This window comes from Carboxylicivirga mesophila, from assembly GCF_018271975.1.
GTDB lineage: Bacteria > Bacteroidota > Bacteroidia > Bacteroidales > Marinilabiliaceae > Carboxylicivirga > Carboxylicivirga mesophila.
The window spans coordinates 119,321-134,619 of record NZ_JAGUCN010000008.1 but is presented as its reverse complement, the minus strand read 5'-3'; the positions used below and the strand labels follow the sequence as shown (position 1 = coordinate 134,619).

Annotated in this window: 10 protein-coding genes; 4 read left to right on the top strand and 6 right to left on the bottom strand. The window is 44.2% G+C overall.

Annotated elements, in window-relative coordinates:
- Positions 1–3: 3 nt before the first annotated feature.
- The 3 genes from KEM09_RS08705 to KEM09_RS08695 all read right to left on the bottom strand — a co-directional run bounded on the left by KEM09_RS08705 (position 4) and on the right by KEM09_RS08695 (position 5,126).
- Complete coding sequence (locus KEM09_RS08705) at positions 4–1,179, bottom strand: ATP-binding protein (RefSeq protein WP_212227653.1); 1,176 nt, start codon at positions 1,177–1,179, stop codon at positions 4–6.
- A 344-nt stretch (positions 1,180–1,523) separates the two neighbouring features.
- A complete protein-coding gene (locus tag KEM09_RS08700) occupies positions 1,524–3,869 on the bottom strand; it encodes a TonB-dependent receptor (RefSeq protein WP_212227651.1) in 2,346 nt (781 codons plus the stop codon).
- 189 nt (positions 3,870–4,058) lie between these two features.
- The gene (locus KEM09_RS08695; RefSeq protein WP_212227650.1) at positions 4,059–5,126 is read right to left on the bottom strand and encodes a helix-turn-helix domain-containing protein; all 1,068 of its coding nucleotides are present in this window, start codon (positions 5,124–5,126) and stop codon (positions 4,059–4,061) included.
- A gap of 167 nt (positions 5,127–5,293) precedes the next feature.
- Between KEM09_RS08695 and KEM09_RS08690 the strand changes: the two genes are divergently transcribed.
- Positions 5,294–7,873, top strand: coding sequence for a beta-mannosidase (locus tag KEM09_RS08690; RefSeq protein ID WP_212227649.1), 2,580 nt, complete (start codon positions 5,294–5,296; stop codon positions 7,871–7,873).
- Positions 7,874–8,314: 441 nt separating this feature from the next.
- On the top strand, positions 8,315–9,004 hold the full coding sequence (aqpZ, locus tag KEM09_RS08685) for an aquaporin Z (RefSeq protein ID WP_212227648.1): 690 nt from the start codon (positions 8,315–8,317) through the stop codon (positions 9,002–9,004).
- Positions 9,005–9,193: 189 nt separating this feature from the next.
- Here aqpZ and KEM09_RS08680 read toward each other — a convergent pair whose 3' ends face one another.
- The 3 genes from KEM09_RS08680 to KEM09_RS08670 form a co-directional block, all read right to left on the bottom strand.
- The gene (locus KEM09_RS08680) at positions 9,194–10,165 is read right to left on the bottom strand and encodes a type I phosphomannose isomerase catalytic subunit (protein ID WP_212227647.1); all 972 of its coding nucleotides are present in this window, start codon (positions 10,163–10,165) and stop codon (positions 9,194–9,196) included.
- An 87-nt stretch (positions 10,166–10,252) separates the two neighbouring features.
- Positions 10,253–11,341 carry an ROK family protein gene (locus tag KEM09_RS08675; RefSeq protein WP_212227646.1) on the bottom strand — a complete coding sequence of 363 codons (1,089 nt, stop codon included), beginning with the start codon at positions 11,339–11,341 and terminating at the stop codon, positions 10,253–10,255.
- A gap of 39 nt (positions 11,342–11,380) precedes the next feature.
- Positions 11,381–12,364, bottom strand: a complete 984-nt coding sequence (locus tag KEM09_RS08670; RefSeq protein WP_212227645.1) for a LacI family DNA-binding transcriptional regulator — start codon at positions 12,362–12,364, stop codon at positions 11,381–11,383.
- Positions 12,365–12,661: 297 nt separating this feature from the next.
- Between KEM09_RS08670 and KEM09_RS08665 the strand changes: the two genes are divergently transcribed.
- A complete protein-coding gene (locus tag KEM09_RS08665) occupies positions 12,662–13,747 on the top strand; it encodes an endonuclease/exonuclease/phosphatase family protein (protein ID WP_212227642.1) in 1,086 nt (361 codons plus the stop codon).
- The gene (locus KEM09_RS08660; protein ID WP_212227640.1) at positions 13,744–15,294 is read left to right on the top strand and encodes a sulfatase; all 1,551 of its coding nucleotides are present in this window, start codon (positions 13,744–13,746) and stop codon (positions 15,292–15,294) included. Before KEM09_RS08665 ends, KEM09_RS08660 begins: the two co-directional genes overlap by 4 nt.
- The last annotated feature ends 5 nt before the right edge of the window (positions 15,295–15,299 follow it).

The following is a 15,299-nucleotide window of genomic DNA, read 5'->3' as shown; positions in this document are numbered from 1 at the left end:
CTCTTAATACAAAAACCCGAACAGCCACAATGGGATCCGATTGCCTTCGCCTACTTCAAGCATGTGATGTGCCAGGTACTCATTGGCTCCTAAAGGTTTTTTCAACATCGCATCATCACCTATATAAAATTCGAGTGCATTATTCACTTTAAAATCACTTACCTTCGACACATTAACTTCGTGGCGATAACCTAACTGGTTTAGAAAGAACGTGCGGTTCATATTCAACTGACTCACATCACCATGCGTTACTGAATGGTACACATTCGGATTCTGAATATAAATCCGCGACGGTTTCTTGGTTGATTCATTATCCTCATACAGCATGTTAATCAAACGCCCGTTCTTCAGGTAGTTCAGATAATTCATCACAGTAGCCCTTGACGTTTCAATCTCCTGGCTCAAACGGCTGACATTGGGTTGCAAAGGAGCCGTTTTAGCAATGGAGTAAAGTAATTTACGCAATTTGGGTAAATACTTCAATTCAATTTGTTCAAGGTACGATATATCAATCTCCAGAATTAAATTGACATTCTTCACTACATTTTCAAGGTAATTGCGTTTTTCCAAAAAGAATGGATAGTAACCATGCTCTAGGTAGTCGTTAAAATATGCCAGTGGCCGCACCTGCGAGGTTATTTCAGTGCTTATTGCTTCATGATTAGCTAATATTTCATCAAGCGAATAGGTCTGAAATTTATTTTTTGTTGCCAGGTTAAGGTTTTCACGAAACGAAAACCCATCTAATCGATACACAGCCACACAACCCTTCAGATCAGGATTCTGATCCACCAGTCGCATAACAGCCGAGCCACTGAAAACTATCTTCAGATCGTCAAAATTATCATAGCAGTAACGCAATTCCTTCGACCATTCAGGGTATTTATACACCTGGTCAAGAATTAGTGTCTTACCCCCTTTCTTTCGAAACTCATCGGCGAATGAAATAATTGAGCGCTCGGTAAAGTAGAGATTATTGAGGTTGACATATAAACAACTCTTATCGTAACCAAAGTGCGCTTTAGCAAAATCAAGCAAAAAGGTTGTTTTACCAACACCACGGGCTCCTTTGATTCCAATCAGCCGGTGATTCCAATCAATCTCATTCATTAGCTCACGGCGAACTGGGCTGCCAAGATGCTCTAAAAGATATCGATGTGTTTCAAAAAATGATTGCATTCCTTAAGATTATACCTACAAATCTAAAAGGATATTGCGGAAGATTGCAAACTCTACATTACAATTTTGACTAACTCCTGCTATTTATAATTATTAAAAATAATAAAGACAACACTTTCATTTTCAATAATAAATTGAAGAATTTTTTCCATATTAAAAGTTGAAAAATTTCTTTATTCAATGACGGCGATTTATTTTTCAACTCATAATCTTTAACTTATGGCTCTACAAAATACCTACCGAAAAGAAAAACATGAGCAAGCACAGCTTTTATTTTCACATCTGTAAAATACAAAAAGCTGCTCTATAAAGAAGCAACTCAATACAGTCTCAATTTTTGCCGTTTAAAACTCCAAGCGATAACTAAAGAAAGGATAAATCATCGTCATTCCGTGTGATACCACTTTCTGTTTCTCAAAATCGTATGCCCAACCGAACATCTCTTCGGTCATCAGGGCATTTTTCGCCTGTAAAATAAGGACGTGTGATACTTTAGTTCGGTTGATGCGATAATTAACAGCTACATCCACAAACAGTTTATTCTCCTCCTGCCACTCAAAAGCTTTGCTTTCGTCAAGGATGACCATCTCAGATTGACGTGACAATTCCTGATCAGGCGGTGTGAAACGATTGCCTCCCATGTATGCAACTTTTCCATTGAGGCTTAAGAGGTTATTCTCGCGCACCTTCCATTCTTTACCTCCCAAAACATTGATAACCATGTTGCGATTATAGGAAGTATTGCGCTCTACACCGTCGCCTCCTTTGTATTTCGAATCGAAAAACGAACCTGTTACCATATAATAATAGCCATCTTTCATATATCGTTCGATGGTTACATCAATACCAACATTACTGCCGGTACCATCATTCACCAATGGCTCATTAAAATACATGTTCCATTCGTAGTTGATAAGCGATTCGGAACTGCCTGCTATCACCGGCACATCATACAGTCGTTGGTAATAGGGTTCAAATTTGATACTCATCTTATCAGATACCCGCCAATCATACGATACTACAAAATGATCGGCCTTGGTAACATTCAAATCCGGGTTGAGATAGTCGCCTGCATCGTTTTGAGCCAGGTAAAAGCGCAATGGTTCCAAACGACTGTGCTTGCCATAGGCCAAACTAACCGAATGCTTTGGAATAAATCGCCAGGTGAGTCCCAGCCTTGGCTCGGGCATTAGCTCCTGGTTCAAACCGAAATAGCTGATGTTAATGCCGGCATTAACATCAAATGTGGGTGCTATCCGAAACTTACTTTGCGTATAAGCTTGCAACATGTACGAGTTATCCTTCTGATTAGCAACCCCTATCAGCTCATCCTCTATCCCAGGATTGGGATTCCCCTGAATATCTAAATCAAAACTCAGGTTAGTATAAGTAACTCCGGTGCGATTCGTATGACGGTTGCCAAACTTATGATTGAGGTAGGAGCTGGCAATCAAGCGATAGTTCTTCTCATTGTGATTGGCAATGGGTATGATACTGCCATCGCGCTGCAGCTGGTCGCTCACGTTGGTAAACCCATCGTAGGCCCCGGCAATGCTTGAAAACAAATAGCTTTGCTGCCCGATATTCAGGCGATGATTCATCCCCATGGCGGCTATCTCCGAGCCGGTATCGTATTCATGATTATCCCATGATGTGGTCCATTCATTGGGATCCTCATCAGGCTCAAAGGCCACACTACTCTTGCCGCCAATGCCCCAAACAGAGAATGTACCGGCATTGCTTGTTGGCAGATACAGCTTAAAGCTCAAATCCTGATATGTTGGCAAGCCCACATCCATATCTGCCAGTTGCCCAACCAGTCCCATGGTGGAGTAGCGATAATTAAACAGGTAGGAGGACTTACCACCTTCTTTAAAAGGCCCTTCGGAACCGATATCAATCCCCTGGCTCCCCACCTGAAAAGCCGACTCTCGCTTATCATTATTTCCTTTACGTAATTTCATATCAAACACTCCCGACATGGCGTTACCATACTCTGCAGGGAAAGCACCAGTAAAGAAATCGGAGTTATCCAGCATATTAACACTAAATACGGTTTCAATACCGCCGCCATTATTCACTCCATTCAGGTGATTAGGAGCAGGAATCTCAACTCCCTCCAAGCGCCACAGAAGTCCTTTGGGTGCATTTCCCCGCACCACAATGGCATTGTCATTCACACCTTCGGCCATGGTCACCCCTGCAAATGAGCCTGCCAACCTCGACGGATCGTTCCAGCCTCCGGCAAAACGCCCCGCCTCTTCCACCGTAAAGGAGCGCGCCGACAAGGTGGCCATGCTATTCTGTGCCTTGTCTTTTCGTTGCTGCGGTTTAACAACCACCTCATTTAACTGCTGAAAGGCTTCTTTAAGACCCACATTTAATACCACTTCCTTGCCTGAGCCAACCAATACCTCCGGCATTACAACAGGCTCGTAGCCCATAAAACTTATCTGAATACTATAGCGACCTACCGCCACTTTTTCAATCACAAAATTACCATCCATGTCGGTGATGGTGCCTTGCTGCGGATGCGTACCCAATATCACCACGTTAACACCTGGAATAGTCATCTCCGAATCGGAGTCGTAGACTTTACCTTTGATCGTTTGAAAAGGCTCCTGAGCAAAAATCACTCCGCTAAACACAATACCGAGTAGTAAAACGATCACTCCACTAACTTTTACCATTTTGAATCAATTATTAAATTTCGAATTAATCAGAATCAGAAAACTTAACAATGCAGACTGCACTGCTAAATCAGTATTCAACAATGGCAAAAATAGAGTGCTTTCTGGTGTTCAATGTTCAGTTTTATAAACTAGAACCTCAATACATAACATTGACAGACTGTCAATTACATAAAATAAGAACGTTTTTTACAAAGTCGAACCTGCTTTTTTATACTCAGAAGGGGTTTGACCGGTCATTTTCTTGAAAGTAGTATTAAAGGAAGTCTTGGAGCTGAAGCCTGCTTCAAAAGCCACACCTAAAATGGAGAGTTTATCATTCTGACTATCGATGAGCATCACCTTCGCTTTCTCAACCCTGAACTTATTGACAAACTGGAAGAAATTCTCGTTATAGCCCTTGTTGATAACATGCGACAGTTGATGCGATGTTATTTCGAGCATATCGGCCAGCTTCACCAGGTTTAAATCGCTGACCATGTATGGCTTTTGTTCGCTCATCAGTGCTTCTAGCCGACCTTTGATCTCGTCCAGTTTTTCCTCTTGCATCAGCTGTTTTTTAGGCTCCTGCTCATTCACATCGGCTGTTGCCTTCTTTTTCGGAAAAATCTGATGTTGCTTGAGCGAATTATACACGATAAAAAACACCACAACCAACACGGTGGCATTCATAAACAGGTTCAGAGGCAGCTCATAAAACAAGAGGTTAAACACCGCCACAGCAAAGGTCATAAACAACGTAGCGATGATGATATAGACCAACCATTTCAGATTAATCTCCTGTGTAGAAGATGCAAATTGCTCAATTTCCTTTTGGTGCTGATGAATTCGCAGTAATGAATACACTAAATACAAGATAGCATGCCCCAATACAAATAGTAGCTGCACAAACTGATATTTATTATCCAGTTCACGGTTAAGAAGTAATAGCATCAGGTAAAAAGCCGGGATAATCATATACTTCCCAATATTCTTACGTAACGAATAGCTTGAATTAGTAAAATAGGATACACTTACATAGAATGCTATTGGAGTTAAAAACTGAAGGAAGCTGACAACCAGAAAGTCGTTCAATTCAACCTTAATCCCTACTACATTATACCATAGTTCTTCGAACCAAAACGAAGCCCAGAAAATAAGAGAGACCCCCAACCATCTATTGGCCCTGGCATTAACTTTCATCGGATTCGAAATAAGAATAAAAGCCAGCATTATTAATGCATAAAAGATGAGTGTTTCAATCAGTTTTACCACCATACCAACATCGTGACTATTTTTATATGTCTGCTAAATATAGAAAAATATAGCATGACAATTTGTGCCAAATTCGCTATCAAGTGAGAATATGTTTATCTTTTTAAACAATTGTCGCCATAGTCTTAATTTAACAGATATTAGTTTTACCCTCAAAACAAGACATAAATATGAAGCTAATTTCAAACGTACTTTTACTGATTATCCTATCGGGGTTGGTGGCTTGCAGCCCTCAAATAAAAAAGCAGTCGGCCACTACCATTGAATTGAGCTCGGGGTGGCAGTTTAGCGAAGCTGACAAGAACGAATGGCGCACGGCCAGTGTACCGGGATGTGTTCATACCGATTTATTAAACCACGAACTGATTGAAGATCCGTTCTACCGCCTGAATGAGCACGACATGCAATGGATCGATAAAAAGGACTGGGAATACAAAACCTCCTTTACGATAGACAAGACAACCTATAGCAAGGAGCAGATTGCCCTTAACTTTTCAGGCCTAGATACCTATGCCGATGTTTACCTGAATGATCAGCTCATTCTGAAAGCCGATAACATGTTCAGAGGCTGGGAGGTTAATTGCAAAAACATATTGCAAGAAGGGGAAAACACTCTTCGCGTCTATTTTCATTCGCCCATCAAAATTGGTGTTGATATATATGACAACTACCCATATGTGGTGCAGTCATCCGCCAACGATTTGGCAAAGATTGGCCAGGTGCCCGGTGAGAAATGGGTGAGCCCACACGTGCGCAAAGCCCCTTACCAGTTTGGCTGGGACTGGGGGCCTCGACTGGTTACCTCAGGCATATGGGAGCCGGTGACGCTGAAAGCCTGGGATAAAGCTCAACTGGTGACGATTCATACACAACAAAAGGTGCTCAACGACACTGAAGCCCAACTGACCTCCTCTTTTGAGATTGAAGCCACTGCCGATGAAACAGCTCAACTGGCTATTAATATTGATGGACAGCAGCTGGCCAATAAAGAAGTGCAGCTAAAAAAAGGCACACATACCTATCTAGTTGATTTCGTCATTGAGAACCCACAACGCTGGTGGAGCAATGGCTTGGGTGAAGCACATTTGTATCAACTTAAAGGCGAGCTAAGCACCAATGCTGGCACCGAGAGCTTTGAACACACATTAGGACTGAGAACCATTGAACTGGTGCGCGAAGACGACGAGGTAGGTCGTTCATTCTATTTCAAGGTAAATGGTGAGCCGGTGTTTATGAAAGGCGCCAACTACATTCCAAATGACGTATTCCTCGACCGTGTATCACCAGAAAAATATGAGCACATTATTAAATCGGCCGCCGATTGCCATTTTAACATGCTGCGCGTATGGGGCGGCGGCATCTACGAGAAAGAGATTTTCTATGACCTGTGTGATAAGTACGGTATTCTGGTGTGGCAAGACTTTATGTTTGCCTGCAACATGTACCCGGGCCATCCTGAGTTTCTGGAAAGCGTGAAGCACGAAGCCGATTACAACGTACGCCGATTGAGAAACCATCCGAGTATTGCGCTTTGGTGTGGTAACAATGAGATTTTAGCAGCCTGGTTTGGCTGGGGCTGGAAGGAAGACAATGAGAAGACGCAGCCAGAAGGCGCCAAAGCCATGTGGCAGGCCTACAAAGATATTTTCCTGGATGTGTTGCCATCAGCGGTTAACGAATTCGATCCTGACAGGCAATACTGGGCATCGAGCCCACAGGCCGGCGACACCATCCGCACCAATAAGATTGACGGCGATGAGCACGACTGGCGCATATGGTTTCAGGATGTACCATTTATCACCTACCACGATGGCGCAGCCCGTTTTGTGAGCGAATATGGCTTCCAATCGTTCCCCGAACTTAAAACAGTAAAAAAATATGCCTTGCCGGAGGATTACGACATCAACTCGGAGGTGATGAAGTCGCACCAACGCTCATTCATTGGCAATGGCGCCATTAAGCGATACATGGATAATTACTATCGCAATCCTAAAGATTTTGAATCATTCCTGTATGTTGGTCTGTTGCTTCAGGCCGAAGGTATCCGCACAGGTATTGAAGGGCACCGCATTAACATGCCAACAACCATGGGGAGCCTTTACTGGCAGTTAAACGATGTGTGGCCGGTAGCGTCGTGGTCGAGCATCGACTACTTTGGCAACTGGAAGGCATTGCAATACTTTACGCGCAAAGCGTTTGCTCCCATCATGGCTGTGCCCGATACAAAAACAGATGATCTGCTGATTTATGCTGTATCCGATAAGTTTGAAGATACACCGGGACAACTGGAGCTGGAGATACTCGACTTTGATGGCCAACAACTGTGGTCGCATAGCGCTGATGTCAACATCAAGGCAAACACCTCCACCATCGTTTTTAAAGAAGCACTTACATCGCTACTGAAAAACATTAACACCAGCCAGGTGGTACTGTCGACCAAACTATCTGTTGATAATAAACTGGTTTACGAAACTACCAGCTACTTTAAGGAAGCCAAAGACTTGCAATTACCCAAGCCTAGCATCAGCACTAAGGTTGAAAAAGTAGCCAAAGGCTATCAGATAACCATTTCGACCGATAAGCTGGCCAAAAACCTGTACCTCAGCTACGACGAGGCCGAAGGTTGGTTCTCTGATAACTATTTCGATCTGTTGCCAGGCGAGTCGAAGACCATTGTATTCGAAACAAAAGAAGACATTAACGACCTGCAAAAACAGCTTTTAGTGCGCACGCTACAAGACACTTATTAAAATTTCATATTCCAATCCATCAACGAACGGTTCTTTGTTGCCACCTGGTAATAAGGAATCGTTCTTTTTTTGTTTTATGGCGATAAAGAAGCTACTAGCCATTAGCTGCTAGCCGCTAGCGATTCCCATGGTGCTTAATAATCTTCCGTCATCGATCATCGGTCACACATCTTCTGCCTTCTGTCTTCTGCCTATCTACTGACTAATTAACACTACCGACAGGAAACTCAGCTTTGGCGACGGGAAGCTCTACTTACGTGACGGGAGGCCCAGATTGTACGATGGGAGAGCTCACCATAGCGATGGGAACCACAAACTTACCGATGGGAAGTCCAATATAGGCGACAGGAAGCTTTCTTTTGGCGATGGGAGGTCTCAATAGTGGAATAATTAACAATATCACCCTAAATTGCTGATGATTGTTAATCAAACACTTAAATCATGAAGAAATTAGTAGCAGAATTTTTCGGCACCTGGTGGCTCGTTTTGGGCGGTTGCGGCAGCGCCGTATTAGCAGCCGGTTATCCCGAACTGGGCATTGGCTTTGTGGGCGTATCCATCGCATTTGGATTAACCGTGCTGACCATGGTGTATGCCATCGGTCACATCTCTGGCTGTCACCTCAACCCGGCCGTTACCATTGGTTTGTGGGCTGGCGGGCGCTTTGATGCCAAAGACATTATTCCCTACATTATTGCTCAGCTGCTTGGTGCCACAGCAGGAGCTATAATCATTTACCTGATAGCCAGCGGCAAGGCCGGGTTCGAATTGGGTGGCTTTGCAGCCAATGGCTATGGCGAGCACTCGCCTGATGGCTATGGCCTAATAGCTGCCTTAATATGCGAGGTGGTCATGACCTTTATGTTCCTGATGGTGATACTTGGTGCCACGCATTCCAAAGCTCCTAAAGGTTTTGCCGGTATGGCCATCGGACTGGCTTTAACACTTATTCACCTCATCAGTATCCCGGTGACCAACACTTCGGTTAACCCGGCAAGGAGTACTTCGCAGGCTATCTTTGTGGGCGACTGGGCAATGGGACAACTATGGCTGTTTTGGGTAGCACCCATCGCTGGTGCCATACTGGCCGGTATTGTTTACAAATACTTATCACCAGAAGAAGAAGAGTAAAGTCCGAAGCCCGAGGCCTGGAGTCCGATTATGTTTAGGGTGATAAATGCGAATCAACAGCAAGTTATTCTTTCATAAAAAAGCCTTAAGACGCAAGCGTCTTAAGGCTATCAATACATCCCTCATTAGAAGGCATACTACTAACTATTTTTCTACAACCTGATTTTGATTGATAATCGGAGATTCAGATTAGATATAAACTTCCAGTAACTTGGCTGAGTCACCTGCCGCTAATTCCACTTTAGCAACAGACGCAGGTATCAAGGCAGCCTCCATCTCATTCAGCTCAATGCTTACATCAGCTGCTTTAATGGTGCATTGTCCACCTACGTTCATCAAAATTACAAACGAATCCAGCTGGCTGTAATCCTTACTAACGCTATCCGTCACATTCAGTACATTAGTGGTGAAATACTGACACGAAGCCAGCTCAACCGATTCATTAGCTTTGGCCTCATAGGCCACTTTCCCCGACTCATCATCGCTATAATTCATGGCATCTTTAGCTAGTTCGTGATGCAGCTCGCGTGGGTTACCCAACTTATCGCGTCGATCAAAATCGTAGATACGGTAGGTAATATCTGACGTCTGTTGAATTTCAGCAATCAGGTTACCGGCACCAATCGAATGCACCTTACCGGCCGGAATAAAGAAGGTATCACCGGCAGCTGTTGGGTGCTTCTGCATCAACTCCATCAGCTTGCCCGATGAATGGTATTGCTCAAACTCATCGGCGCTTGTCTTTTTAGAGAAACCCGACACCAGGCCAGCACCTGCTTCGGCATCCACCACATACCACATCTCTGTTTTACCAAACGAGTTGTGCTTTATTTTTGCCTGCTCATCGTTAGGATGCACCTGGATGGATAAATCATCATTTGCATCGATGTACTTTATCAGCAATGGAAAGTTGGTTCCAAACTGCTGATACACCTTAGCACCCAATAAGTCTTCTTTATAGGTTTCAATCAACTCAGTCATGTTTTTGCCAGCCAAAGCACCATTGCTCACCACCGACTGATCATTCTTAAGACCCGAAACTGCAAAGTTCTCACCAATCTTCACATCCTCAGCCACCTCAACATTTAACTTCTGAGGAAGCTTTTTTCCACCCCAAATCATTTCTTTCAGGATGGGATTAAATTTTAATGGATACAACATGTTATTATCTAGTTATTCGTTTATTTGATAAATCGTTAATTCTTTGCTAACACCGCCCTGCTTTGTAAGGCAACACCACAGAGCATCCTAATTGCTCAATTGGCTTAAGGCATAGGCATAAGCGCCAATTGCGATGGCCTCGCTGGCATCCAGCTTACTAGTGGCAATGGCCACCTTCTGCTCAGGCGAATAGGCCACCTTCTGGTTGGTAAAAGGTACTTCAATTTGATGAGTTTGGCTATTTAAAAATGCCGCTTTCTCATCCGCATTATCCAGGCAATACACTTTTTGTACCAATCGGTCCTGTCCATTACCAAACTGTCCTTTCAGCACCTCCATAACGGCCGGCATATAAAATTGACTGGCGCCTGTTAAACCTCCACCAATCACTACCAGGCCATCAAACAGGTTCACAAGGTTAGCCACAGCATCGCCAATGTGCTTTCCAAACGTGCTGAATGCTGTGATAGCGGCTTCTTTGTTTCCTTCTTTATTACCCGATGCAATGTCAAAAATATCCTTTGGCATTAAGGCTTCGGTATTGCCCGATAGCTCATTATACACATTGATAATGGCCCGCGTGCTCACACCCTCCTCTGCATTGCGCTCCGGCGAAACCGAGTTACTGATGTTCCACACCTCAGCGGCAATACTGTTGTCACCGCCAATCAAAATATCATTGTGCACCAGTCCGGCACCAAAACCTGTGCCAAGTGTTAAACCAATCAGGTTCTTGTATCGCTTCGGATTGCTCTGTGCCTCCAGCTGCTCATTAATTTCGGGCAAAATACCACCAAGCGCCTCTCCATAAGCATACAAATCACCATCGTTTTGAATAAACACAGGGATATTAAAATGATATTCCAACATTGGGCCTAATGCCACTCCCCCCCTGAATGCCGGCAGGTTACCCAAATCACCAATAATACCATTAGGATAATCAGCAGGACCAGGAAACGCAAAGCTAATAGCAACCGGCTCTGCTCTTAACTGCTGCTTCACTTCCTTAAAACCATCCAGCATGGTTTGCAGACACAACTCCAGATTGTTTCCATTGGCACTTTTCTTAATTGGCTCAATCAGGGTTTTACCGCCCTGCATGGCATTAAACACAAAATTGGTTCCTCCCGCATCGAGGGTTAACACCACTCTGTTGTCAAAATAAATACTACTCATATCTTCTAGTTAACCGTTTTAGTAAATGATTAAAATTTTTTACCTGTCAATTATTGTTGTTGAAAAACACACGCCGTTCATGTCTTGCCTGTGCTCAATCTGGTGCATCAGCATTTTCACACTCTCCTGGGCAATGTGCTCGCTTGGCTGCAAGGCCGATGTTACCTTAGGCACTGCAAAATCAAACAAATCAAGGTTATCAAACGAAGCAAAATGCAGGCTATCGACCAGGTGCGGAAACAATTGATTGATCGTCCAGATACCTTGCGCAGCCAGCACATTATTTAAGAACAAAAATCCCGTTGGAGGCTCATCCATAGCCAGCAAATCGCTTATGGCTGCTACTACATCGCGCTTCTTTTCTTTTTCATCAATATCTTTTATCCAACGCTCATCCAAGCACAGGTCGTTTTTCTCGAGTGCTTCCTTATAGCCTTTGATACGCGCCGTAATATTGGGCAGAAACGAGCTTAATGAAATCAGGGCAATCCGCCTGTGTCCTTTATTTATCAGTCGTTCGGTCAATAAAAACGCTGTCTCATGATTATTAATATCTACCGTATTACCAGTCTCTTTTGAATGCACCCTGTCAAAGCAAACGAGCGGCATATCACTGGTATAATTGCTCGATTCGCCTGAAACCGGAGCCAGCACGACACCGTCAATCTGTCTGTTTTTAAAGGCTTCGAGTATCATACGCTCTTTGTCAGCCCGTTCGCCGGTACTGGCCACCATTACCGAATACCCCAGCTCCTCCGCATAAGTCTCCACTAACCGGGCAATTTTACCAAAGAAAGGATTGGAGATATCAGGCACCACGAAACCAATCGTATAGGAACGTCCCGTACTTAAACTACGTGCCAGGTGATTGGGCTGATAGTTCAGACGACGTGCCGTTTCCAAAATACGCTTCTGGGTTTCGGCGCTGATGTGCTTTTCTTCTCCCCGTCCGTTTAACACAAACGACACGGTTGTTTTCGACACACCTGCTTGCTCTGCTATGGTTTTTAATGATGGCTTCACTAATCTTTTACTAAACCGGTTAGATAACAAAGATAGAGAAGATTTATAAATTCTCAAAACAAGCGCTGACAAGGTAGTTCAAAACCCTGTTTTTGCCCCCGGATAACCGCTTCCTAGCGGCCATATTTTCTCTGCCGGGACGAAAATCAACTAATCATACCTACATAAATGTTCTTTGATTTTATCCGATTTTATGAAATTACTTTGCCTTTCAAATACTATCTTTATTACCTCAAAGAAAGGAAACGACAAAAAACAAACGAAAGCTCCGCTTAGTTAATGCTAAAAATTAAAATCATGCATCTCAATTCACCTACACTAATCAGAAAGTATAGACAATTACTGGTTGGAGCAATGCTTCTTCTCAGCTTACTTCCCACACTTTTAACAAGCTGTCAGGCTAACAAAGAAAAGGAACTGAAAGTGCTTCAGTTTAACATCTGGCAGGAAGGCACCATTGTTCCCAATGGCTATCCGGCCATATTAGATGAAATTATCCGACTGGATGCCGACCTGATTGCCCTAAGTGAAGTGCGCAACTACAACAACCAAAGTTTGGCCGAACGCCTGGTCAGGGACCTGAAAGAGCGCGGACACACCTATTACTCTGAAACCAGTTACGATAGCGGTATCTTGTCGCGCTACCCGATTGTTTCGCAAGTGATGCTATTTCCAGCCGTTGACGACCATGGCTCCGTCACAAAAGCTATTATCAACATAGATGGTACAGAGGTGGCCTTATACAGCGCCCACCTCGATTACCGCAACTGCAGCCTGTACCTGCCACGTGGCTACGACGGCTCTACCTGGGAAAAACTGGATTCCATAATAACGGACACAGAAATTATAGCCTTTGACAATCTTCAATCACAACGCGATGAAGCCATCGAGGCCATTATCGCCGATGCCCAAATAGAACAAGAGAAAGGTCGACTCACTCTACTGGGAGGAGATTTCAACGAGCCTTCGCACCTGGACTGGACTGAAGCTACAAAGGATTTATTTGATCACAATGGCGTGGTGATGGAATGGCACAACACCAAACGACTCGAACAAGCCGGTTTTATTGATACCTACCGACAGAGGTACCCAAACCCCGTAACTCACCCTGGCTTTACCTTTCCGGCAGACAACCCACTGGTGGATATTAAGAAACTGGCCTGGGCACCTGAAGCTGATGATCGCGACCGCATCGACTTTATTTTTTACCAGCCTCATTCCCGCTTGCAATTAACAGATGCAGCAATTGTTGGCCCTCGCGGCTCCATCATTCGCAACGAACGCATAGGGGAACAATCGAATGATTCAATCATACCACCGATGACCATTTGGCCCACTGACCACAAAGCTATTCTGGCAACATTCAAACTAAAATCTAAATGATGAAAATACACAAACTACACTTTCTCCTGTCCTTTTTTACGGTTGTCATCCTATCAGGATGTACTCCTACAAAAGAGCAGGCACCAAACATCATCCTGTTTATGGTGGATGACATGGGATGGCAGGACACTTCGGTGCCTTTTGGGCACGAGAAAACACCATACAACGAACGCTACCACACCCCTGGCATGGAACGCCTGGCCTCTGAGGGCATGATTTTCACGCAGGCCTATGCCAGCTCAGTATGCTCTCCCACACGCGTGAGCCTAATGAGTGGAATGAATGCTGCCCGCCACCGGGTAACCAACTGGACCCTCCACCGCAATGCTTCGGTCGATGCTACCGACTCCATATTAAACTACCCTGACTGGAATGTGAATGGTTTGCAACCCGTTGACAGCATTGAACGATCGACCTATGCCACCATGCTACCTCAGATCCTGAAAGACAATGGCTATTTCACCATCCATTGTGGCAAAGCGCACTTTGGAGCAATGACTACACCATCGGCCAATCCTCTCAATTGCGGTTTCGACATAAATATAGCCGGCCATGCTGCAGGTGGACTTGGCAGTTACTTAGGAGAGCAAAACTTTGGCAATAAAGAGAAAGGTGGTCACACCGAACCATGGGGCGTACCAGGCCTGGAAAAATACCACGGCGACTTCATCTTTATCACAGAAGCACTGACTATTGAAGCAAAAAAGGCGCTTGATTCGGCACGCATCAGTAACATGCCGTTTTTTCTGTACATGGCGCATTATGCGGTTCACATACCTTTAAATGCCGATAAACGATTCTATCAGAAATACCTTGACATGGGCCTACCTGAATCAGAAGCTAAATATGCTTCGATGATTGAAGCCATGGATAAAAGCCTGGTTGACCTGATGGATTACCTGGACGAAAACAAGCTGACGGACAACACTATCATCTTGTTTATGTCAGATAATGGTGGGTTTAGTTTGCGCCCACGTGCCGGCGAGCTTCACACGCACAACAGTCCGCTGCAAAGTGGCAAAGGTTCGGCTTATGAGGGTGGCATCCGTGAGCCAATGATCGTAAAATGGCCCGGTAAGGTTAGTCAAGAATCTGTCTGTGACGATTATCTTATCATTGAAGACTTTTATCCGAGCATCATAGAGATGGCTGGTATTGACAACTATTCAACACCACAAACAATTGACGGAAAGAGCTTTGTTCCGATGCTACTTGAGCAAAACAAGACAACATCAGAGCGCGACCTATTTTGGCACTTCCCGAATAACTGGGGTCCAACAGGACCAGGCATTGGTGCCACCAGTACCATACGAAGTGGCGATTGGAAACTTATATACTACTATGCCAACCAACAATTCGAACTGTTTAATATACCTGAAGACATTGGAGAACAGCACAACCTGACTGAACAAAAACCCGATAAAGTGAATGAATTAGCCTTAAAGCTCGGCAACTACTTAAGAAGCGTTGACGCACAAAGACCTACATTAAAAGTAACAGGCGAATTAGTTCCATGGCCTGATGAAACAAGTGTGATTCACCAATAGCAACT